Below are 21,907 nucleotides of genomic sequence, written 5' to 3'. Positions count from 1 at the left end.
CAAGGCCGGCAATTCCGGCGAGGGCATGGATGATTTCGTCTTCCAGATCACCCAGGAAGAATTCCTCGAATTCATGTTCGAAGACCTTGAGCTGCCCAACCTGGTCAAGCGCCACCTGACCGGCACCGACACATTCAAGACCGTGCGCGCCGGCATCGCCAACGAAGGCAACCCGTCGCGCATCAATATCGTGCGCACGCTGCGCTCGGCCCATGCCCGTCGTATCGCCCTGACCGGCAGCAGCCGTGCGCTGCTGCGTGAGGCGCAAAAGGAACTGGCCCGGCTCAAGGTCGAGGAGCCCGACAACTTCACCGATATCCAGGAAGTGGAACAGGAAATCGATCGGCTCAAGGCACGCATCAACCGCCTGCCCTTCCTCGACACCTTCGACCTCAAGTACAACCTGCTGGTCAAACAGCCCAACCCCAGCTCCAAGGCAGTGATGTTCTGCCTGATGGACGTGTCCGGCTCGATGACCCAGGCCACCAAGGACATCGCCAAACGCTTCTTCATCCTCCTGTACCTGTTCCTCAAGCGGAACTACGACCGCATCGAAGTGGTGTTCATTCGCCACCACACCAGTGCCCGCGAAGTCGACGAGGAAGAATTCTTCTACTCCCGGGAAACCGGCGGCACCATCGTCTCCAGCGCGCTGAAGATGATGCAGGAGATCATGGCCGAGCGTTATCCGGCCAGCGACTGGAACATCTATGCAGCCCAGGCGTCCGACGGCGACAACTGGAACGATGACTCGCCGATCTGCCGCGAGATCCTGTCCAAGCAGATCATGCCGCACGTGCAGTACTACACTTACGTCGAGATCACCCCGCGTGAACATCAGGCGCTGTGGTACGAGTACGAGCGAATCGGCGAGGCCTTCCCCGACACGTTCGCCCAGCAACAGTTGGTTTCGGCCGGCGATATCTACCCGGTCTTCCGTGAACTCTTCCAGCGCAGGTTAGCCACATGACCGCCAGAGCACAGAGACGCCAACCCATTTCCACCGGGTCCGAGTGGACGTTCGAGCTGATCCAGACCTACGATCGGGAAATCAGCCGCCTGGCCGAGCGTTACGCCCTGGACACCTACCCCAACCAGATCGAAGTGATCACCGCCGAGCAGATGATGGATGCCTACGCCTCCGTGGGCATGCCGCTGGGCTATCACCACTGGTCCTACGGCAAGCAGTTCCTCAGTACCGAGAAGTCCTACAGCCGCGGCCAGATGGGCCTGGCCTACGAGATCGTGATCAACTCCGATCCCTGCATCGCCTACCTGATGGAAGAGAACACCATGTGCATGCAGGCACTGGTGATCGCCCACGCCTGCTATGGCCATAACAGCTTCTTCAAGGGCAACTACCTGTTCCGCACCTGGACGGATGCCACCTCGATCATCGACTACCTGGTGTTCGCCAAGCAGTACATTGCCCAGTGTGAGGAGCGCCATGGCATCGACGCCGTGGAAGACCTGATCGACTCCTGCCATGCGCTGATGAACTACGGCGTCGATCGCTACAAGCGCCCCTATCCGATCTCGGCCGAGGAGGAACGCCGGCGCCAGAAGGACCGCGAGGAGCACCTGCAGCGGCAGATCAACGACCTGTGGCGCACCATCCCCAAAAGTGCGGAAAAAGGCGGAGACCGCGACGATGCGCGATTCCCCTCCGAACCTCAGGAAAACATCCTCTACTTCATCGAGAAAAACGCCCCACTGCTCGAATCCTGGCAACGCGAAGTAGTACGCATCGTGCGCAAGATCGCCCAGTACTTCTACCCACAGCGCCAGACTCAGGTCATGAACGAAGGCTGGGCGACCTTCTGGCACTACACGCTGATGAACGACCTCTACGACGAAGGCCTGATTACCGAAGGCTTCATGATGGAGTTCCTGCAGTCACACACCAGCGTGGTGTTCCAACCCGGCTTCGATAGCCCCTACTACAACGGCATCAACCCTTACGCACTGGGTTTTGCGATGTACACCGACATCCGCCGGATGTGCGAAAACCCCACCGAGGAGGACCGCCGCTGGTTCCCAGACATCGCAGGCAGTGATTGGCTGTCGACCATCAAGTTCGCCATGAGCAGCTTCAAGGATGAAAGCTTCATCCTGCAGTACCTGTCACCCAAGGTGATCCGCGACCTCAAGCTGTTCAGCATTCTCGACGACGACCAGCGCGACGACCTGGTGGTGCCGGCCATTCACGACGAGGCGGGTTACCGCATCATTCGTGAACAACTGGCGTCCCAGTACAACCTCGGCAACCGCGAACCGAACGTGCAGATCTGGAGCATCGACCGCCGCGGCGACCGTTCTTTGACCCTGCGTCACCAGCAGCACAACCGCAAACCGCTTGGCGACTCCACCGAAGAGGTGCTCAAGCACCTGCACCGCCTGTGGGGCTTCGACATCCACCTGGAAACCGTGCAGGGCGAGCAGGTGGTCAAGACCCATCACATGCCTCCCCGTGGCGAGCACGGCGAAAGCGGCGACTATGGCCGCATGGACCTGGCCGTCATTCATCACCTCTAGCGCAAGGCACCGCCATTGCTGCCGACAGGGTATCCTGTGGGCAGTAATGGAGGTTGCACATGCACATCTACAAAGTCGGCGGCGCGGTACGCGATCGCCTGCTCGGGCGCCCGGTGAGTGATATCGACTGGCTGGTGGTCGGCGCGACCGTCGAGCAAATGCACGCCAAGGGCTACCGCCCGGTGGGCGCTGATTTCCCGGTTTTTCTGCACCCCAAGACTGGCGAGGAATACGCCTTGGCCCGCACCGAACGCAAGAGCGGGCGCGGCTATGGCGGCTTTACCTTCCACGCAAGCCCGGACGTGACGCTCGAAGAAGACCTGATTCGCCGTGACCTGACCATCAATGCGATGGCCGAGGACGACCACGGCAACGTCATTGACCCCTACCATGGCCAGGGCGACCTTGAGCAGCGCATTCTGCGCCACGTTTCGCCGGCGTTCGCCGAAGATCCCCTGCGTGTGTTACGCGTGGCGCGCTTCGCCGCACGCTATGCGCCGCTGGGCTTTAGCGTCGCCGATGAAACCCTGGCGCTGATGCGGCAGATCAGCGAATCCGGCGAGCTGCAGGCGTTGACCGCCGAGCGCAGCTGGAAAGAGATCGAGCGCGCTCTGATGGAGGACGAACCTCAGGTATTCATCCAGGTGCTGCACGATTGCGCAGCCCTGCAACAGCTGATGCCGGAGCTTGACGCCGATGCAGCCTCGCTGGCTGCGCTGATCCAGGCCGCCAAGCATCATCAGCCCCTGCATGTGCGCTGGGCGTGCCTGTTGCAGGGCCTTGATCCTGCATCGATCAAGGCACTGAACCAGCGCTTCAAGGCGCCACGAGAATGCCAGGAACTCGCCCTGCTGGTGGACGAATACGCGGGGCATGGGCGCAAGGCCCTCGAACTCGAACCCCAGACACTGCTGGAGCTGCTGCAAAAGTTCGATGTGTATCGCCGGCCGCAGCGGTTCGAAGACTTCATAGCCGCGTGCGAAATGGATGCGCGAGGTGCGGGTGCACTAAGTTATCCACAGGGTGAATATCTGCGCGGCGCAGCCGCGGCAGCCAGGGCGGTGGACGTGAAGCCCCTGGTGGCGGCCGGGTTGACTGGGCAAGGACTGGGGGAGGCGCTGAAGGAAGAACGACTGAAAGCGCTACAAAACTACAAAGGCGGCGCTAGCCACTGAAGCAGCCCTAATCGCTTGCGCAATCTCTGTGGGAGCCGGCTTGCCGGCGATGAGGCCAGCGAATAGTTGCAGCCTTGGGTAGCCTTTCAGTGCCCTATCGCCGGCAAGCCGGCTCCCACAATTACCCAAGCGTCAGCTGCAGCCCGCGCCACTCGAACGGCACCGGCGCCAGCACCTGTTCGATGCGCGCCTCCTGCCACAGCTGCGCCATGCGCTTGCCTACCCCCGGATGCACTAGGTCAGGCGCCAGCAGCGACAACGGCCACAGCACGAAGGCATTTTTCAGGATCTCGGCCCTGGGCAGCACCAGGCCATCGTGGTTACCGTGCAGATCGTCATACATCAGCACATCGATATCCAGCGGCAACCCCTTGCGGTCAGGGGCATAACGACCATTGTCGGCCTCGATGAACTTGAGCCGGCGGTCCAGCTCCATCAGCGGCAGGTCGGTCTTGCCGGTCACCACGAAGTTGATGAACGGGCCGCTCTTGATCCCCACCGCCTGGCTCTCGAAGGCCGGAGAACAGCGCATGTCGGTGAGGATGGCAGCCAGCGCATCGAGCCCAGCGCACAGGTGCGCGTGGCGGTCGATGTTACTGCCAAGGCCCAGGTAAACCGTGCTCAGAGGCATCCGCGCTCGATCTCCACGCCAACACCACCACGGGCCGCAGGAACGGCGCCCGGCTTGGTCAGCTTCAGCCGCACCCAAGGAATGTGGAACTCTTCCATCAGTACCGCGACCAGCCGTTCGGCGAAGGTTTCCACCAACTCGAAGCGTGCCTGCTCGGCAAAGGCCTGGATGCGCGACGAAACGCTGGCATAGTCCAACGCCAGGTTCAAATCGTCACCGGCCGCGGCCGGGCGGTTGTCCCAGGCAAAGCTCAGGTCCAGGCGCAAGCATTGGCGAATATCCCGTTCCCAGTCATAGGCACCGATGACGGTCTCGACTTCCAGGCCTTCGATGAACACTCTGTCCAAGCACTTCTCTCCACAACACGACAAGGGCGACTGGCGCCGTTAGAATCAGGGCGTCCTCGCCCGGAATAGTTAGCATGTTTTGGTTACTGGCGCTGCTCGCCTACCTGCTTGGCTCGCTGTCCTTCGCCATCGTCCTCAGCCGCCTTTCGGGCAGCCCGGACCCGCGTTCCAGCGGTTCAGGCAATGCCGGCGCCACCAACATGCTACGCCTGGCGGGCCGTAAACTGGCGATCCTGACCCTGCTTGGCGACCTGTGCAAGGGCTTGTTGCCCGTGCTGCTCGCGCGCCTGGCCGGCCTCGACCTGCAGGAACAGGCCTGGGTCGGCGTCTGCGCGGTGCTGGGCCACCTGTTCCCGGTGTACTTCCGCTTCCAGGGCGGCAAGGGCGTCGCCACTGCGGCCGGCATGCTCATGGCCCTGTACTTTCCGGCCGCGCTGCTGGCCATCGGTGCCTGGCTGCTGACCTTCTACCTCACCCGCACCAGCTCCCTGGCCGCCCTGATCGCCACACCACTGACCCTGCCGTTGCTGGCCTGGCGCGAGCCCGAGGCCCTGCTGCCGATCAGCGTGCTCACGGTGATGATCGTCTGGCGTCATCGCAATAACCTTCGCGACCTGTTCGCCGGGCGCGAACGCCATTTCTGACGTTCGCCTGTCCGTTTACAACGGCGGCAACTGCTCCATTGGCCAGCGCGCCTGCACGCTGATCGCCAGGTCCTGCTGCTGCCCGGCCAACAGCCGCTGGCAGCCGGCATAGGCGATCATCGCGCCATTGTCGGTGCAGAACTGGGGACGCGCGTAGTACACGTTGCCTTTGAGCCCGGCGAGCATGTCCTCCAGAGAGGCACGCAGTGCCTTGTTGGCGCTGACGCCACCAGCGATGACCAGGCGCTTGAGGCCGGTCTGCTTGAGTGCGCGCTTGCACTTGATGGTCAGAGTCTCCACCACCGCCTGCTGGAACGCCAGGGACACGTCGCAACGGGTTTGCTCATTGTCGTCGCCAGCATCGCGGCATTGCTGCCAGGTGTTCAGGGCGAAGGTCTTGAGGCCACTGAAGCTGAACTCCAGGCCCGGGCGATCGGTCATCGGCCGCGGGAACACGAAGCGCCCTGGCACGCCGCGCTCGGCCAGGCGAGCGATTTCCGGGCCGCCGGGGTAGTTCAGGCCGATCAGCTTGGCCGTCTTGTCGAATGCCTCGCCGGCAGCGTCATCCAGGCTCTCGCCCAGCAGTTGGTACTGGCCGATGCCATCGACCCGAACGAGCTGGGTATGGCCGCCGGACACCAACAAAGCGACGAACGGGAATTCGGGAGGGTTTTCCTCCAGCATCGGCGCCAGCAGGTGGCCTTCCATATGGTGTACGCCGATCGCCGGGATGTCCCAGGCGAACGCCAGGGCCTGGGCGCACGAAGCGCCGACCAGCAGCGCACCGACCAGGCCAGGGCCCGCGGTGTAGGCGATCGCGTCGATCTCGGTGGCCACGCAGCCGGCCTCGTCCAACACCTGGCGGATCAACGGCAGCATGCGCTTGACGTGGTCACGCGACGCAAGCTCGGGCACGACCCCGCCAAACACACGGTGCAGGTCGATCTGGCTGAACAGCGCATCGGCCAACAAACCGCGCTCACTGTCGTATAATGCGACGCCGGTTTCGTCGCAGGATGTTTCCAATCCCAGTACTAGCATGGGCTCGTCCCTTGTGGGGGCTGAATTCGAAGCCGCGCATGATAGTCCCCGTGCCGGGTGCCGACCAGCGGTTTTCGATCAGAGGCTTTGCATTCCGGCGTACTAAGGGTTAACATCCGCAACCCTTGAAAACCGACGTTCTCCAGCACACCTTTGTTTTGCCAGGAGCACGTCTACCCCGGTAATGAATTAAGGTAGCCCTGGATGCCAGCCGTCAAAGTTAAAGAGAACGAACCCTTCGACGTAGCTCTGCGTCGTTTCAAGCGCTCCTGCGAAAAAGCCGGTGTACTGGCTGAAGTTCGTAGCCGCGAGTTTTACGAGAAGCCGACCGCAGAGCGTAAGCGCAAAGCAGCTGCTGCTGTTAAGCGTCACGCCAAGAAAGTTCAGCGCGAACAGCGCCGCGCCGTTCGTCTGTACTAATACAGACGTTCAACGCAAAGCTTCTGCCCTGCCCGGCTCACCGCCGGGCCGATGGCAGCGGTTGTTTCACCCTTGAGCAGCTAGCCCAAGGCGTCCGTCGCAATTCGCAGCGGGCAATCGTGTCAACGCGTCAGAACTGGTTTCGGCCAGCCGTGCACGTCACACTGACGAGCCCCTGGTAATCCCGGTGGCTACCGACGAGCACACATTCCCTCGCACTTCCCCCTAGCATCACTCGCCCCAACCGGTGCGCTAGCGATTAGACTTGCCAGTTGCCAGATGACGAGACTGCCATGGCCGGGCTGATTCCCCAAAGCTTCATTGACGACCTGATCAACCGCCTCGACATCGTCGACGTGGTGAGTTCGCGCGTCCAGCTGAAAAAGGCCGGCAAAAACTACTCCGCGTGCTGCCCGTTCCACAAGGAGAAAACCCCCTCCTTCACGGTCAGCCCCGACAAGCAGTTCTACTACTGCTTCGGCTGCGGTGCCGGTGGCAACGCCCTGGGCTTCGTCATGGACCACGACAACCTGGACTTCCCCCAGGCCGTCGAGGAGCTGGCCCGCGCTGCCGGCATGGAAGTGCCCCGCGAAGAAGGCCGGCGCGGGCAGAAACCCCGCCAGCCAACCGACTCGCCGCTCTACCCGCTGCTCGATGCCGCCGCCGAGTTCTACCGCCAGGCCCTGCGCAGCCACCCCACCCGCAAAGCCGCGGTGGAGTACCTCAAGGGCCGCGGCCTGTCAGGCGAAATTGCCCGCGACTTTGGCCTGGGCTTCGCCCCGCCGGGCTGGGACAACCTGCTCAAGCACCTGGGCGCCGACACCCTGCAACAGAAGGTGATGATCGATGCCGGCCTGCTGATCGAGAACGCCGAAAGCGGCAAGCGCTACGACCGCTTCCGCGACCGGGTGATGTTCCCCATCCGCGACAGCCGCGGGCGCATCATCGCCTTTGGTGGCCGAGTGCTCGGCGATGACAAGCCCAAGTACCTCAACTCCCCGGAAACCCCGGTATTCCACAAGGGCCAGGAGCTGTACGGGCTGTACGAGGCGCGCAAGCACAACCGCAACCTCGACGAGATCATCGTCGTCGAGGGCTACATGGACGTCATCGCCCTGGCCCAGCAAGGCCTGCGCAATGCCGTGGCCACCCTGGGCACCGCCACCAGCGAAGAACACCTCAAGCGCCTGTTCCGCGTGGTGCCCAGCGTGCTGTTCTGCTTCGACGGCGACCAGGCCGGGCGCAAGGCTGCCTGGCGCGCCCTGGAGTCGGCCCTGCCGGCCCTGCAGGATGGGCGCCGCGCACGCTTTCTGTTCCTGCCCGAAGGCGAAGACCCCGACAGCCTGGTGCGCGCCGAAGGCACTGATGCCTTCATGGCGCGCATCAACCAGCACGCCCAGCCGCTGGCCGACTACTTCTTCGAGCAACTGAGCGCCGAAGCCGACCCGCGTTCGCTGGAAGGCAAGGCGCACATGGCGACCCTGGCAGCACCGTTGATCGAAAAGATTCCCGGTGCCAACCTGCGCCAGCTGATGCGCAACCGCCTGAAGGAAATCACCGGCCTCGACCCGCAGCAGGTCGAGCAACTGGCCCAGCACGCCCCTGCCGCCAGCAGCGTGCCCGACTACGACCCTGGCTTCGATTACGACGCCATGGCCAGCTACACCCCCGACTACAGCGACATGCCGGCGCACGACTACGCCCCGGCGCAGCAGGAACAGCACTGGAAGCCGAACAAGGGCGGCGCCAAGAAGCCCTGGAGCGACAAGCCCTGGGACAAGAACCGCAAAGGCGGCAAGCCTTGGCAGCAACGCGACGAGGCACCGCCACGCACGCCGGCACCGGTAGAACCGCCGACCCTGGCCGCCCTGCGCACCTTGCTGCACCACCCGCTGCTGGCCGGCAAGGTCGAAGACGCCAGCCATTTCGCCGATGAAGAACACCTCTACAGCCAGTTGCTGGTGGCCTTGATCGAAGCCGCGCAGAAAAATCCTGGGCTAAGCTCAATGCAACTGATTGCACGCTGGCATGGGACCGAACAAGGCCGCCTGCTGCGGGCCCTGGCGGAAAAGGAATGGCTGATCGTGGCCGACAACCTTGAACAACAGTTTTTCGACACCATAACTAGCTTGTCCGCCCGCCAACGCGAGCGCAGCCTGGAACAACTGCTCAGAAAAGCACGTCAAAGCGAATTGACCAGCGAGGAAAAATCACAGCTCCTCGCCCTGCTGAGCCGGAATGTTCCCGCACAAACGCCGACCTCATCTGGCGCGTGAGGCCCATGCTCGGGTATAATCCTCGGCTTGTTTTTTGCCCGCCAAGACCTTCAGTGGATAGGGTGTTATGTCCGGAAAAGCGCAACAGCAGTCTCGTATCAAAGAGTTGATCACCCGCGGTCGTGAGCAGGGCTACCTGACTTACGCGGAGGTCAACGACCACCTGCCTGAGGATATTTCAGATCCGGAACAGGTGGAAGACATCATCCGCATGATCAACGACATGGGGATCAACGTATTCGAGAGTGCTCCGGATGCGGATGCCCTTCTGTTGGCGGAAGCCGACACCGACGAAGCCGCGGCCGAGGAAGCCGCAGCAGCGTTGGCGGCAGTTGAAACCGATATCGGCCGCACGACCGACCCGGTGCGCATGTACATGCGCGAAATGGGTACCGTCGAGCTGCTGACCCGCGAAGGCGAAATCGAAATCGCCAAGCGTATCGAGGAAGGCATCCGCGAAGTGATGGGCGCTATCGCCCACTTCCCGGGCACTGTCGACTACATCCTCGGCGAATACGACCGCGTCACCACCGAAGGTGGCCGTCTGTCGGATGTTCTCAGCGGTTACATCGACCCTGACGACAACATCGCCGCCCCGACCGAAGAGGTGCCGATCCCTGGCGCCAAGGCCGCGGCCGCGAAGGAAGAGTCCGACGACGAAGAGGAAGAATCGGAAAGCGGTGACGACGAGGAAGAGACCGAGAGCGGTCCTGACCCAGTCGTTGCAGCCCAGCGTTTCGGTGCCGTTTCCGACCAGCTCGCCATCACCCTCAAGGTGCTGAAGAAGCATGGCCGTGACCACGCCGAGAGCATCGGTGCAATGCAGGCCCTGGCTGATCTGTTCATGCCGATCAAGCTGGTGCCCAAGCAGTTCGATGTGCTGGTCGAGCGTGTACGTGACGCCCTGAATCGCCTGCGCCAGCAAGAACGCGCCATCATGCAACTGTGCGTGCGTGACGCGCGCATGCCGCGTGCCGACTTCCTGCGCCTGTTCCCGAGCAACGAAACCGACCAGACCTGGAGCGGTGACCTGGCCAAGCGCAACACCAAGTGGGCTGCCGCCCTGGGTGAAAAGGACGCCGCCATCGTCGCTTGCCAGCAAAAGTTGATCGACCTCGAGACCGAGACCGGCCTGACCGTGGCCGAGATCAAGGAAATCAACCGTCGCATGTCCATCGGCGAGGCCAAGGCCCGTCGCGCCAAGAAAGAAATGGTCGAGGCGAACCTGCGTCTGGTGATTTCCATCGCCAAGAAGTACACCAACCGTGGCCTGCAGTTCCTCGACCTGATCCAGGAAGGCAACATCGGCTTGATGAAGGCGGTGGACAAGTTCGAATACCGTCGCGGCTACAAGTTCTCGACCTACGCCACCTGGTGGATCCGCCAGGCGATCACCCGTTCGATCGCCGACCAGGCGCGCACCATCCGTATCCCGGTGCACATGATCGAGACGATCAACAAGCTCAACCGTATTTCCCGCCAGATGCTGCAGGAAATGGGCCGTGAACCGACCCCGGAAGAGCTCGGTGAGCGCATGGAAATGCCTGAGGACAAGATCCGCAAGGTACTGAAGATCGCCAAAGAGCCGATCTCCATGGAAACCCCGATCGGTGACGATGAAGATTCGCACCTGGGCGACTTCATCGAGGACTCGACCATGCAGTCCCCGATCGACGTGGCCACGGTCGAAAGCCTCAAGGAAGCGACCCGTGACGTGCTCTCGGGCCTGACCGCACGTGAAGCCAAAGTGCTGCGCATGCGTTTCGGTATCGACATGAACACCGACCACACCCTCGAAGAGGTGGGCAAGCAGTTCGACGTGACCCGTGAGCGGATCCGTCAGATCGAAGCGAAGGCGTTGCGCAAATTGCGCCACCCGACTCGCAGCGAGCATCTGCGCTCCTTCCTCGACGAGTGAAGACAAAACCCCGGCCCAGGCCGGGGTTTTTCTTATGTGACAAAAGGTCGTGGCCACTCGCTACCCGCCGGGCCGATTGCCCGTCTACACTCGAGTTCAGACCACCTGAATGCGAGGCTGATATGCCGCCTATGCCGGCCATTCTGTTGCTGCTCCTGATCCTGTGGAACACGACGGCCGGCGCCCTGACCCTGACAGACGAGGAAAAAACCTGGCTGGCTGCCCACCCGCAGCTGAAGCTGGGCGTCGACGCTTCCTGGCCACCGTTCGAGTTTCGTGACCAGGAAGGCCGGTACCAGGGATTGGCCGCCGATTACATCGCCTTGCTCCAGGAGCGCCTGGGTGTAACGCTCAAACCGATCGAGCCCAGCAGCTGGACCGAGGTACTGCAGCAGGCACGGGAAAGCCGCATCGACCTGCTGCCCGGCATCATGTCCACGCCGGAGCGCCAGGGTTACCTGGCCTTCACCCGCCCTTACCTGGATTTCCCCATCGTCATCCTGGCCCATGAAGGCGGCGCACAACCGCGCACCCTCAAGGACCTTTACGGCCTGAAGATCGCCGTGGTGGAGAACTACGCCCCCCATGAGCTGCTACGCACCCACCACCCCGACCTCAACCTGGTGGCCATGCCCAATGTCAGCTCGACCTTGCAGGCGCTGGCCACCGACGAAGTGGACGCGGTGGTCGGCGACCTTGCCTCGAGCATCTGGAGCCTGCGCCAGCTCAAGCTTGAGGGCCTGTACGTCAGCGGCGAGACCCCGTACCGCTATCAGCTGGCCATGGCCGCACCGCGCGACGACAAGGTCTTGGTGGGCATCCTGGACAAGGTCATGGCCGACATGTCCAGCGACGAAATCAGCCAGATCCAGCAACGCTGGGTCGGCAACGTGGTGGACCAACGCACCTTCTGGCACGACATGCTGATCTACGGCCTGCCCGCCATGCTGCTGCTGGTCGCCATCCTCGCCGTGGTCATCCGCATCAATCGCCGGCTCAGCTCGGAAATTTCCCGGCGCATCGCGCTGGAGCAGGAGCTGCGCAGCAGCGAGTACCACTACAGGGGCCTGATCGAGAGCCTGTCGGCCATTGCCTGGGAGGCCGACGCCAACGATTTCACCTACAGCTACGTTTCGCCACATGCCGAAGACCTGCTTGGCTACCCCTTGCACGACTGGCTCAAACCCGGCTTCTGGCGCAGCATCCTGCACCCTGACGACGCCCTCTGGGCCCAGGCCTTCTGCGAAAGCGAAACCGCCGCCGGGCGTGACCACAGCCTCGATTACCGGGTGATCCGCGCCGATGGCCAGGCGCTTTGGGTACGCAATATCGTCAGCATGATCGAGCACGGCCACCGGCCGGTGATGCGCGGGCTGATGATCGACATCAGCGAAACCAAGCACACCGAAGACGCCCTGCGCCTGTCCGAGCAAAAGTTTGCCTCGGTGTTCCAGCAATGCCCCGACATCCTGCTGATCGCCCGCCTCGGCGACGGCTGCCTGCTGGAGGTGAACGAAGCGTTCGAGGAACAGATAGGCCTTTCACCTGGCCAAGTGGTAGGCCGCACGGCGACCGAGCTGAACCTGTGGGGCGTGCAAGGCACTGGCCCGCTGCTGCTCGAGCGCCTGCACCAGGGCAATGGCATCCGCAACCTGGAGATGAGCTTCCGTCGCAGCAATGGCCAGCTGTTCACCGGCCTCACCTCCGCCGAAACCTTCGAACTCGACGGCACCCTGGCCTTCGTCGTGGCAGTGCGCGACATCAGCCAGCTGAAGGAAACCCAGCAGCAGCTGCAAATTTCCGAAGAAAAGTTCGCCAAGGCCTTCCACGCCTCCCCCGACGGCCTGCTGCTGTCGCGCCAGAGCGATGGCCTGCTGGTCGAGGTCAACGAAGGCTTCTGCCGCCTGACCGGCTACGAACTCAACCCATCGATCGACCAGACCTCATTCGACCTGGGCATCTGGGTCGACCTCAACGAACGCAAGCGCCTGATCGACCTGCTGGCCCGCGACGGCTTCGTGCGCGACTTCAGCTGCCACATCCGCCGCAGCGACGGGCAGATTCGCCTGTGCGAGCTGTCCACTCGGCCACTGCCGATTGGCGGCGTCGACTGCATGCTGACCATCGCCCGCGACATCACCGAACGCCACCTGATGCAAGAGAAGCTGCAGCTGGCCGCCACCGTTTTCGAAAACACCGCCGAAGGCGTATTGATCACCGATATCGACCAGCGCATCAGCGCCGTCAACCGCGCCTTCAGCGAAATCACCGGCTACAGCGAAATCGAAGCGCTCGGGCAAACCCCGCGCCTGCTCTCCTCCGGCCAGCATGACAGCGCGTTCTACGCTGCCATGTGGCACCAGCTCACCGCCGAAGGGCACTGGCAGGGCGAAATCTTCAACAAGCGCAAGAACGGTGAGCTGTACCCGGGCTGGCTGACGATCAGCGCCGTGCGCAACAGTGAGCGCGCGATCACCCATTTCGTTGCCGTGTTCGCCGACATTTCCAGCCTCAAGCACGCCCAGGCCAAGCTCGACTACCAGGCCCACCACGACCCGCTCACCGGGCTGCCCAACCGCGCCCTGTTCGAAAATCGCCTGCAGGCGGTGCTCACCTGCTCGCAGGTGTCCAACCGCCAGGGCGCGGTGCTGTTCCTCGACCTCGACCGCTTCAAGCACATCAACGACAGCCTCGGCCATCCGGTTGGCGACCTGCTGCTCAAGGGCATCGCCCAGCGCCTCAAGGAGCAGGTGCGCGACGTCGATACCGTGGCCCGCCTGGGCGGCGACGAATTCATCATCCTCCTGCCCGGCCTGCACAAGCCCAGCGATGCCAGCGCCATCGCCAACAAGCTGCTGGCAGGCTTCAGCGCACCGTTCCAGGCCGGCGAGCACGAGTTCTTCACCAGTGCCAGCATCGGCATCAGCCTGTACCCGCAGGATGGCACCGACGTCGCCACGCTGATCCGCAACGCCGATGCCGCCATGTACCGCTCCAAGGCCAAGGGCCGCAACCGCGTCGAGGCCTACACCCGCGACCTCACTGCCCAGGCCAGCGAGCGCATCGCCCTGGAGCACGAACTGCGCCGCGCCATCGAGCGCAACGAAATGAGCTTGAGCTACCAGCCCAAGTTCAGCCTCAAGTCCCAGACCCTGGTGGGTGCCGAAGCGCTGATCCGCTGGAGCCACCCGACCTTCGGCGAGGTGCCGCCCGAGCACTTCATCCACCTGGCCGAGGAGAACGGCACCATCCTGCAGATTGGCGACTGGGTGCTGGACCAGGCCTGCCGGCAGATGCACCACTGGAAGATGGATTACCAGGCCTTCGGCCCCCTGTCGATCAACCTCGCCGGGGCACAGCTGCGCCACGGCGGCCTGGCCAAACGCATCGAACAGCTGCTCAAGACCTACCAGCTCAAGGCCGGCGACCTGCAGCTGGAGATCACCGAGAACTTCATCATGAGCCAGGCCGAAGAGGCCCTGGCCGTGCTGCACCAGCTCAAGCAGTTGGGCGTGCAGCTGGCGATCGACGATTTCGGCACGGGCTATTCGTCGCTCAGCTACCTCAAGCGCCTGCCGCTGGACATTCTCAAGATCGACAAGTCGTTCATCCGCGGCCTGCCCGATGACCCGCACGACGCCGCCATCGCCCGGGCCATCATCGCCCTGGGCCGCAGCATGCAATTGACGATCATTGCCGAGGGCGTGGAGAACCTGGCGCAGCAGCGGTTCCTGGCCGCCGAAGGCTGCGAGCAGATCCAAGGCTACATCGTCAGCCTGCCGCTGCCGCCCGAGGAGTTCGCCGCGAGCTTTCTTCGCATAGCACTATCCGATCTTTCGGATGGCACCCTTTCCAAACCCTCGTTATAATCCGGGCGCTTACTGAGGGCCTATAGCTCAGTTGGTTAGAGCAGAGGACTCATAATCCTTTGGTCCACGGTTCGAGTCCGTGTGGGCCCACCAGACACGACAAAGCCGCGCCAATGCGCGGCTTTTTTGTGCCTGCTCGAATCTACTGCGCGTTATCGCGCAACTGCGTCTGGCGAGGGTTGTAGAAGGTGCTGTCGGCCGGGATATCCCGGGTTACCAGCGACATGGCGCCGATCACCACATTGTCACCAATGCTGATGTGGTCGGCGATGATGCAGCTGTTGGCCCCCAGGCTCACGTTGTCGCCGATGCGCAGGGCGTAGTCCTCCAGCCCCAGGGTCTTGATCCCGATCGAGCAGTTCTGGCGAATGAAGAAGTTGCGGCCGATGCTCACATGCCGGGTTATCACCACACCGGGCAGGTGAGCGATGCGCAGGCCGGGGGCGATTTGTGCGCCGATGTCGATATCCACGGCGTACTTCAGGTTCAGGCGCTGCTGCATCCGCCGGGCATGGCGCCTGGCCAGGCCGCCGCGAGCTTCGAGGAACTGGGCCAGGCGAAAGGCGAAGAGAAAGCGCAGTTTATTGTCCTTGCGGGCACGCCGCAGAACATTGAAAAACAGGCTGGTAGAGCGTCCTGGCCGTTTCTTGTTGGAGACTTCCATCCTCCAACATTCGAGCAGGTCGGCGAACTTCACACCGGGGCCTCCAGCAAATGGGCCCACCATGATGACGCAAAACTCGTCTCGATGCACTTGGCCTTGCCCTGCCAACCCTTGCGTGGCTAGGCTTGCCAGCCCACTGCCGAGAGCTTTCCATGACCGATTCACGCCCCATCACCCTCGACGAAATCGACCGCCAACTGATCGCCCTGCTGCAGATCAACGCCCGCGAGAGCGTCGCCACCCTCGCCCGCCAGCTGGGTATCGCCCGCACCACGGTCAACTCGCGCCTGGCGCGGCTGGAAAAGGGCAAGGTCATCACCGGCTACGGCGTGCGCCTGGGGCAGCGCCTGATCGGGGGCGGCCTGCAAGCCTATGTCGGGATCAAGGTGCAGCCGCGTTCCGGCAAGGAAGTGGTGCGGCGCTTGAGTGCCATGGGGCAGGTGCAGCAACTGTGCGCGGTGAGTGGCGAGTTCGACTACGTGGCCTGGTTGCGCAGCGATACGCCGGAACAGCTGGACCAACTGCTGGATCAGATCGGCAGTGTCGAGGGCGTCGAGAAGACCACCACCTCGATCATTCTCAGTAGCAAAGTCGATCGCGGTCAGCCGACCTAGGACGCATGCAAGGATGGCCGCGTCGTCACAAGCGATAAAATTGCTGTCGTTATGACGAAATAGCACACATTAAGCCACCACTCTGCTCCTTAATTACGAACACCCCGCTCCCTAAAATGACCCCCAGGCATCTCCTATACTCAGGCTCCGCTCCTCGCGCAGCCGCTCTGGCAAGGTCACTTCATGAACAAGAAAAACCGCCACCCCGCAGACGGCAAGAAACCCATCACCATCTTCGGCCCGGACTTTCCCTTCGCCTTCGACGACTGGCTGGAACACCCCGCGGGGCTGGGCAGCATCCCGGCGGCTCGACACGGTGAGGAAGTGGCCATCGTCGGTGCCGGCATCGCCGGCCTGGTGGCGGCCTACGAGCTGATGAAGCTGGGCCTCAAGCCTGTGGTGTACGAGGCATCGAAGCTGGGCGGCAGGTTGCGCTCGCAAGCCTTCAACGGCACCGACGGCATCATCGCCGAGCTGGGTGGCATGCGCTTTCCGGTGTCCTCCACTGCCTTCTACCACTATGTCGACAAACTGGGCCTGCAGACCAAACCCTTCCCCAACCCGCTGACCCCGGCCTCGCGCAGCACGGTGATCGACCTCGAAGGCCAGACCTACTACGCCGAGAAGGCCAGCGACCTGCCCGCACTGTTCCACGAAGTGGCCGATGCCTGGGCCGATGCGCTGGAAAGCGGTGCCCAGTTCGCCGAGATCCAGCAGGCGATCCGCGACCGCGACGTGCTGCGCCTCAAAGAACTGTGGAACAAGCTGGTACCGCTGTGGGACGACCGCACCTTCTACGACTTCGTCGCCACCTCGCGCTCGTTCGCCAAGCTCAGCTTCCAGCACCGCGAAGTGTTCGGCCAGGTCGGTTTCGGCACCGGCGGTTGGGACTCGGACTTCCCCAACTCGATGCTGGAAATCTTCCGCGTGGTGATGACCAACTGCGATGACCACCAGCACCTGATCGTCGGCGGCGTGGAACAGGTGCCGCAAGGGATCTGGCGCCATGTGCCCGCGCGTTGCAGCCACTGGCCCGAAGGCACCAGCCTGAGCTCGCTGCATGGCGGTGCGCCGCGTACCGGGGTCAAGCGCATCGCCCGCGCAGCCGACGGGCGCCTGGCGGTCACCGACAACTGGGGTGACACCCGCCATTACGGTGCGGTTCTCGCCACCTGCCAGAGCTGGCTGCTGACCACCCAGATCGACTGCGAAGAATCGCTGTTCTCGCAGAAGATGTGGATGGCCCTGGACCGCACCCGCTACATGCAGTCGTCGAAGACCTTCGTCATGGTCGACCGGCCGTTCTGGAAGGACAAAGACCCGCAAACCGGCCGCGACCTGATGAGCATGACCCTCACCGACCGCCTGACCCGCGGCACCTACCTGTTCGACAACGGTGACGACAAGCCGGGGGTGATCTGCCTGTCCTACGCCTGGATGAGCGACGCCCTGAAAATGCTGCCGCACCCGGTGGAAAAACGCGTGCAGCTGGCCCTGGATGCGCTGAAGAAGATCTACCCGAAAACCGACATCGCTGGGCATATCATCGGCGACCCGATCACCATTTCCTGGGAGGCCGACCCGCACTTCCTCGGCGCCTTCAAAGGTGCCCTGCCGGGCCACTACCGCTACAACCAGCGCATGTACGCGCACTTCATGCAGCAGGGCATGCCCGCCGAGCAGCGGGGCATGTTCATTGCCGGTGACGATGTGTCGTGGACACCGGCCTGGGTCGAAGGCGCAGTACAGACTTCGCTGAATGCGGTGTGGGGTATCATGAACCACTTTGGTGGCCACACCCACCCGGACAACCCAGGCCCGGGCGATGTGTTCGACGAGATCGGGCCCATCGCACTGGCAGATTGAAACAAAGGAGGCAGCATGCGCATCGCTCTGTTCCAGGGCGCACCCCACCCGCTGGACGTGCCTGGCAACCTGCAACGTCTGCGGCACCAGGCGCAACTGGCGGCCGAGCGCGGTGCGCAGTTGCTGGTGTGCCCGGAAATGTTCCTGAGCGGCTACAACATCGGCCTGGCCCAGGTAGAGCGCCTGGCCGAGGCCGAGGATGGCCCGTCGGCCATGGAGGTGGTGGAGATCGCCCGGGCCCACCGCATCGCCATCGTCTATGGCTACCCGGAGCGCGGCGACGACGGGGCCATCTACAACAGCGTGCAACTGATCGACGCCCATGGCCGCAGCCTGAGCAACTACCGCAAGACGCACCTGTTCGGGGAGCTGGACCGGGCGATGTTCAGCGCCGGCGCCGACCACTTCCCAGTGGTCGAGCTCGACGGCTGGAAGGTCGGCCTGCTGATCTGCTACGACATCGAGTTCCCGGAAAATGCCCGCCGCCTGGCCCTGGCCGGGGCCGAGCTGATCCTGGTGCCGACGGCGAACATGGCCCCTTACGACTTCGTTTGCCAGGTGACGGTGCGCTCGCGCGCCCAGGAGAACCAGTGCTACCTGGTGTACGCCAACTACTGCGGCGCAGAAGGCGAGATCCAGTACTGCGGGCAGAGCAGCATCATCGGGCCGGACGGCAGCCTGCTGGCGATGGCTGGGCGCGAGGAGTGCCAGTTGCTGGCAAAACTGGAGCATGAGCAGGTAGCAAAGGGGCGCGAAGCGTTTCCCTACCTGACCGACCTGCGTCAGGAACTGCACCGGCGCGGGCACTGACGAGCCCCGCCATGCCAGACGCCACCCGCCACCTCTGCCTGGCCAACGGCCTGCACCTGTCCCTGCGCCACGCCCCGCGTCTGCAGCGCTCGGCGGCGGCGCTGCGGGTGCACGCAGGCAGCCATGATGCCCCGGCGAAGTGGCCTGGCCTGGCGCATTTTCTCGAACACCTTTTCTTCCTCGGCACGCCGCGCTTTCCACTGGCGGACGGGCTGATGCGCTATGTCCAAGCCCTGGGCGGCCAGGTCAACGCCAGCACCCGCGAACGCACCACCGACTTCTTTTTCGAAGTGCCGCCTGCAGCCTTGGCCGGCGGGCTTGAGCGCCTGTGCCAGATGCTCGCCGAACCCGACCTTGGCATCGAGCGCCAGCGCCGCGAGCGGGAAGTGATCCACGCCGAATTCATCGCCTGGTCGCGCAACCCGCAAGCCCAACAGCAACATGCGCTGCTGCAAGCGGCACCCGCAGGCCATCCCTTGCGCGGTTTTCATGCAGGCAACCGCTACACCCTGGCCTTGCAGGACCCGGCCTTCCAGAAGGCCCTCGACGGTTACCACGAGCGCTTCTACCAGGGCGGCCAGATCACCTTGAGCCTGTGCGGCCCCCAGCCGCTCGACACACTCGAGCAGCTTGGCAGGCAGGCGGCGGGCCTCTTCGCACCCGGCGCGCCCGTGCCGCAGGCACCGCCACCTGCCTTGCCGGCGCAGCACAGCCAACGGATCGTTGCCCACGACAACCTGCCCGCAGGCGCCGAACAGGCACTGGAGCTGTTGCTCGCCTGCCTGAACGACAGCAGGCCGGGCGGCTGGCTCGACGCCCTCCAGCAGCGAGGCTGGCTGCAAGGGTGCAAGGCGCAGATGCTGTACGCCTTCGCCGGGCAGCTGCTCTGGCACATCGACTTGCAGTTGAGCCCCGAGGCCAGCGCCGATGAAGCCTGGGCCTTGCTGCAGGGTTGGTTCGGCTTCATTCGCCAGCTTGCCCCCGCGCAGCTGAATGCCGAGTTCGGGCTCTTGCAACAGCGCCGCGAACGCAGTGCCAGCGCGCTTGAGCTGGCGCGCCGGGACAGTACCGGTCAACCTTTTGCGGCACTGGCGCCTCAAGGGCTGCGCGCCTTCACGTCGCTGCTGGAACAGCTGCCAAGCCGCGAGCAGGGGCAATGGTCGCTGCCAGCGGTCGACCCACTGCTGCTGGATCAATTGCCAGATGGCCCGGTAAAACCGCTGCCCGCCGCGTTGAAGTTCAGCGACCAACTGCCCATAACGCGCCAGTACGCGGCACTCTATCTGCGCTGGCAGGTACCTTCGGCTTTGCGCCAGCCGCTGCACGCCGCACTCGATCGCGCCCTGCGCCCCTTGCAGCAGCGGTGCGAACGAGCCTCGCTCCAACTGCAATTCAACGCTGCCGGCGAGTTCTGGCAGTTGCGCTGCGCGGGGCACCCGGCAGCGGTGGCAAGGGCCGTGGAACAGGCGCTGGCGACCTTGGCCGCGCCCCCACCCGCTAGCTGGTCTGCACCCGCCACTGCGCCACCTGCGCTGATCCCGATCAGAGCCCTGCTCGAACAACTGCCAGATGCCGTGCTCGGCGCCCCTCCCAAACCTGCGCCCGCCCATACCCTCGACCAGCAGGTGCTCGAAGACGCCTGGCAGCACAGCCGCTGGCATGGGCTGGCCATGGGCTTCGACGAAGCCGCAAGAGCGACTTTGGCTACAGTGCTGCAAGGCTGCCCAGGCCAAGTCGGCAACGCAGAGGCGCCACCTGCCTGGCAGGGTGGTCGCTGGCATCACGCCGAGGTACCCGGCAGCGAACACGCACTGCTGCTGTTCTGCCCGCTGCCGCCCCACCTGCAAGCCTGCGGTCGCCTGCTCGCGCAATTGCTGCAGGGGCCGGTGTACCAGCGCCTGCGGGTGGAGCTGCAACTTGGCTATGCGGTATTCAGTGCCTTTCGTCAGGTAGAGGGCGTAGGCGGGATACTGTTCGGCGTGCAATCACCACACGTTCGCCAGGCAGAAATCCTCGACCACCTGCGCACCCTGCTGCGCCAGGGCGTGACGCTCGACCCAGCCGCGCGCCAGGCACTGGCCGATCAATTCGACGAAGCGGCCATGGCCAACGACGATCTCGCGCATTGGCTGTGGCAGACACACCTGGCGGCGCATAGCCAATCGCTGGCCGCGTTGCGCGCGTCTATTCTCAACACGCAACAAGCAGATCTGGATGGCCTGCTTGCGCAGATTCTCCACCCCCACACCCCCTGTCTGTGCCTGGCCAATACAGCCGCGCCAGCAGGTGCGTGGTGGTAGGCGCAATCAGGATTATTACGTTGGCTGCAAGAGCGCTTTTCGAAGAATTAACCTTCCGGTACAAATTTTTCTTGTAAGATAGCGCAATCCCAGCCAATGGAACCTCCTGAGCCAGGCGGTATCCCAACAGTAGCTGACCCCACCCACCCATCCGGAAGGAGAGACTCCCATGTGGACCAAACCTGCTTACACTGACCTGCGCATCGGCTTCGAAGTCACCATGTATTTCGCCAACCGCTAAGCCTTGCTTGCGGCTCGACGCCTCGGCCCGCCGGGGCGTCGTCGTTTTTCGGATACGCTTTTCGCACAGAGAGCCACGCCATGTACATCCAGATTCTCGGCTCCGCCGCCGGCGGCGGTTTCCCCCAGTGGAACTGCAACTGCGTCAACTGCAAGGGCTATCGCCAGGGCAGCCTGCGCGCCACGGCGCGTACCCAGTCGTCCATCGCCCTGTCGGATGACGGCGAACACTGGATCCTGTGCAACGCCTCGCCCGATATCCGCGCCCAACTCCAGGCCTTTGCGCCCATGCAGCCGGCGCGAGCGCTGCGCGACACCGGCATCGATGCCATCGTCCTGCTCGACAGCCAGATCGACCACACCACCGGCCTGCTCAGCCTGCGCGAAGGCTGCCCGCACCAGGTCTGGTGCACCGACATGGTCCACCAGGACCTGACCACCGGCTTCCCGCTGTTCAACATGCTCAGCCACTGGAACGGTGGCCTCACGTGGAACCGCATCGAGCTCGAAGGCAGCTTCGTCATCCCGGCCTGCCCCAACCTGCGCTTCACCCCCTT

The 21,907-nt window shown here is 63.5% G+C and carries 18 protein-coding genes and 1 tRNA gene; 15 read left to right on the top strand and 4 right to left on the bottom strand.

The genetic code is table 11. The annotated features are described in order from the left end of the window. The 3 genes from L6D75_RS26520 to L6D75_RS26510 all read left to right on the top strand — a co-directional run. A partial coding sequence (locus L6D75_RS26520) for a YeaH/YhbH family protein (protein ID WP_176517394.1) occupies positions 1-970 on the top strand: 970 nt, incomplete at its 5' end. After that, positions 967-2,535, top strand: coding sequence for a SpoVR family protein (locus L6D75_RS26515; RefSeq protein ID WP_176517393.1), 1,569 nt, complete (start codon positions 967-969; stop codon positions 2,533-2,535). The genes L6D75_RS26520 and L6D75_RS26515, both read left to right, overlap by 4 nt. A 59-nt stretch (positions 2,536-2,594) precedes the next feature. After that, complete coding sequence (locus tag L6D75_RS26510) at positions 2,595-3,710, top strand: multifunctional CCA addition/repair protein (protein WP_176517392.1); 1,116 nt, start codon at positions 2,595-2,597, stop codon at positions 3,708-3,710. A gap of 121 nt (positions 3,711-3,831) precedes the next feature. Here the strand turns inward: L6D75_RS26510 and folK are convergent, their stop codons facing one another. Beyond that, positions 3,832-4,341, bottom strand: coding sequence for a 2-amino-4-hydroxy-6-hydroxymethyldihydropteridine diphosphokinase (folK, locus tag L6D75_RS26505; protein WP_176517391.1), 510 nt, complete (start codon positions 4,339-4,341; stop codon positions 3,832-3,834). Further along, positions 4,332-4,688, bottom strand: a complete 357-nt coding sequence (folB, locus tag L6D75_RS26500; RefSeq protein WP_176517390.1) for a dihydroneopterin aldolase — start codon at positions 4,686-4,688, stop codon at positions 4,332-4,334. Before folB ends, folK begins: the two co-directional genes overlap by 10 nt. 74 nt (positions 4,689-4,762) lie before the next feature. Here folB and plsY point away from each other — a divergent pair, with 74 nt between their 5' ends. After that, positions 4,763-5,332 carry a glycerol-3-phosphate 1-O-acyltransferase PlsY gene (gene plsY, locus L6D75_RS26495; protein ID WP_176517389.1) on the top strand — a complete coding sequence of 190 codons (570 nt, stop codon included), beginning with the start codon at positions 4,763-4,765 and terminating at the stop codon, positions 5,330-5,332. A gap of 15 nt (positions 5,333-5,347) precedes the next feature. Here plsY and tsaD read toward each other — a convergent pair whose 3' ends face one another. Next, positions 5,348-6,373, bottom strand: a complete 1,026-nt coding sequence (tsaD, locus tag L6D75_RS26490) for a tRNA (adenosine(37)-N6)-threonylcarbamoyltransferase complex transferase subunit TsaD (protein ID WP_176517388.1) — start codon at positions 6,371-6,373, stop codon at positions 5,348-5,350. Between the two features lie 204 nt (positions 6,374-6,577). Between tsaD and rpsU the strand changes: the two genes are divergently transcribed. The 5 genes from rpsU to L6D75_RS26465 all read left to right on the top strand — a co-directional run bounded on the left by rpsU (position 6,578) and on the right by L6D75_RS26465 (position 14,949). Beyond that, entirely contained in the window at positions 6,578-6,793 is a 216-nt protein-coding gene (gene rpsU, locus L6D75_RS26485) for a 30S ribosomal protein S21 (RefSeq protein ID WP_003255575.1), read from the top strand. Positions 6,794-7,086: 293 nt separating this feature from the next. After that, entirely contained in the window at positions 7,087-9,069 is a 1,983-nt protein-coding gene (gene dnaG, locus L6D75_RS26480) for a DNA primase (RefSeq protein WP_176517387.1), read from the top strand. A gap of 67 nt (positions 9,070-9,136) precedes the next feature. Next, positions 9,137-10,987, top strand: a complete 1,851-nt coding sequence (gene rpoD / locus L6D75_RS26475) for an RNA polymerase sigma factor RpoD (protein ID WP_176517386.1) — start codon at positions 9,137-9,139, stop codon at positions 10,985-10,987. Positions 10,988-11,109: 122 nt separating this feature from the next. After that, complete coding sequence (locus L6D75_RS26470) at positions 11,110-14,856, top strand: EAL domain-containing protein (RefSeq protein WP_176517385.1); 3,747 nt, start codon at positions 11,110-11,112, stop codon at positions 14,854-14,856. 16 nt (positions 14,857-14,872) lie between these two features. Then, positions 14,873-14,949, top strand: a tRNA-Ile gene (locus tag L6D75_RS26465). A 49-nt stretch (positions 14,950-14,998) separates the two neighbouring features. Here L6D75_RS26465 and L6D75_RS26460 read toward each other — a convergent pair. After that, positions 14,999-15,520: a serine acetyltransferase gene (locus L6D75_RS26460; protein WP_236193938.1), complete on the bottom strand. Its 522-nt coding sequence runs from the start codon at positions 15,518-15,520 to the stop codon at positions 14,999-15,001. Positions 15,521-15,672: 152 nt separating this feature from the next. Here L6D75_RS26460 and L6D75_RS26455 point away from each other — a divergent pair, with 152 nt between their 5' ends. The 6 genes from L6D75_RS26455 to L6D75_RS26430 all read left to right on the top strand — a co-directional run. Beyond that, positions 15,673-16,134, top strand: coding sequence for an Lrp/AsnC family transcriptional regulator (locus tag L6D75_RS26455; protein ID WP_176517383.1), 462 nt, complete (start codon positions 15,673-15,675; stop codon positions 16,132-16,134). A gap of 183 nt (positions 16,135-16,317) precedes the next feature. Further along, the gene (locus tag L6D75_RS26450; RefSeq protein WP_176517382.1) at positions 16,318-18,000 is read left to right on the top strand and encodes a flavin monoamine oxidase family protein; all 1,683 of its coding nucleotides are present in this window, start codon (positions 16,318-16,320) and stop codon (positions 17,998-18,000) included. A gap of 15 nt (positions 18,001-18,015) precedes the next feature. Continuing rightward, entirely contained in the window at positions 18,016-18,810 is a 795-nt protein-coding gene (locus L6D75_RS26445) for a carbon-nitrogen hydrolase family protein (RefSeq protein WP_176517381.1), read from the top strand. A gap of 11 nt (positions 18,811-18,821) precedes the next feature. Next, positions 18,822-21,110: a pyrroloquinoline quinone biosynthesis protein PqqF gene (pqqF, locus tag L6D75_RS26440; protein ID WP_176517380.1), complete on the top strand. Its 2,289-nt coding sequence runs from the start codon at positions 18,822-18,824 to the stop codon at positions 21,108-21,110. Positions 21,111-21,279: 169 nt separating this feature from the next. Further along, positions 21,280-21,351: a pyrroloquinoline quinone precursor peptide PqqA gene (pqqA, locus tag L6D75_RS26435; protein ID WP_003243383.1), complete on the top strand. Its 72-nt coding sequence runs from the start codon at positions 21,280-21,282 to the stop codon at positions 21,349-21,351. An 80-nt stretch (positions 21,352-21,431) separates the two neighbouring features. Then, positions 21,432-21,907, top strand: a 476-nt coding sequence (locus L6D75_RS26430; RefSeq protein ID WP_236193935.1) for an MBL fold metallo-hydrolase, incomplete at its 3' end; no start/stop codon positions are given.

The organism is Pseudomonas faucium (assembly GCF_021602585.1).
Classification (GTDB): Bacteria; Pseudomonadota; Gammaproteobacteria; order Pseudomonadales; family Pseudomonadaceae; genus Aquipseudomonas; species Aquipseudomonas faucium.
The sequence above is the reverse complement of the archived record's forward strand: the minus strand, read 5'-3'. Positions and strand labels throughout refer to the sequence as shown.

Excerpts from the sequence above, each read along its gene's own strand:
- rpsU (WP_003255575.1), top strand. The coding sequence starts at position 6,578 with ATGCCAGCCGTCAAAGTTAAAGAGAACGAACCCTTCGACGTAGCTCTG.
- L6D75_RS26510 (WP_176517392.1), top strand. The coding sequence starts at position 2,595 with ATGCACATCTACAAAGTCGGCGGCGCGGTACGCGATCGCCTGCTCGGG.
- plsY (WP_176517389.1), top strand. The coding sequence starts at position 4,763 with ATGTTTTGGTTACTGGCGCTGCTCGCCTACCTGCTTGGCTCGCTGTCC.
- tsaD (WP_176517388.1), bottom strand. The coding sequence starts at position 6,373 with ATGCTAGTACTGGGATTGGAAACATCCTGCGACGAAACCGGCGTCGCA.
- L6D75_RS26455 (WP_176517383.1), top strand. The coding sequence starts at position 15,673 with ATGACCGATTCACGCCCCATCACCCTCGACGAAATCGACCGCCAACTG.
- L6D75_RS26470 (WP_176517385.1), top strand. The coding sequence starts at position 11,110 with ATGCCGCCTATGCCGGCCATTCTGTTGCTGCTCCTGATCCTGTGGAAC.
- L6D75_RS26445 (WP_176517381.1), top strand. The coding sequence starts at position 18,016 with ATGCGCATCGCTCTGTTCCAGGGCGCACCCCACCCGCTGGACGTGCCT.
- pqqF (WP_176517380.1), top strand. The coding sequence starts at position 18,822 with ATGCCAGACGCCACCCGCCACCTCTGCCTGGCCAACGGCCTGCACCTG.
- rpoD (WP_176517386.1), top strand. The coding sequence starts at position 9,137 with ATGTCCGGAAAAGCGCAACAGCAGTCTCGTATCAAAGAGTTGATCACC.
- L6D75_RS26450 (WP_176517382.1), top strand. The coding sequence starts at position 16,318 with ATGAACAAGAAAAACCGCCACCCCGCAGACGGCAAGAAACCCATCACC.
- L6D75_RS26515 (WP_176517393.1), top strand. The coding sequence starts at position 967 with ATGACCGCCAGAGCACAGAGACGCCAACCCATTTCCACCGGGTCCGAG.
- dnaG (WP_176517387.1), top strand. The coding sequence starts at position 7,087 with ATGGCCGGGCTGATTCCCCAAAGCTTCATTGACGACCTGATCAACCGC.
- L6D75_RS26460 (WP_236193938.1), bottom strand. The coding sequence starts at position 15,520 with ATGGAAGTCTCCAACAAGAAACGGCCAGGACGCTCTACCAGCCTGTTT.
- folK (WP_176517391.1), bottom strand. The coding sequence starts at position 4,341 with ATGCCTCTGAGCACGGTTTACCTGGGCCTTGGCAGTAACATCGACCGC.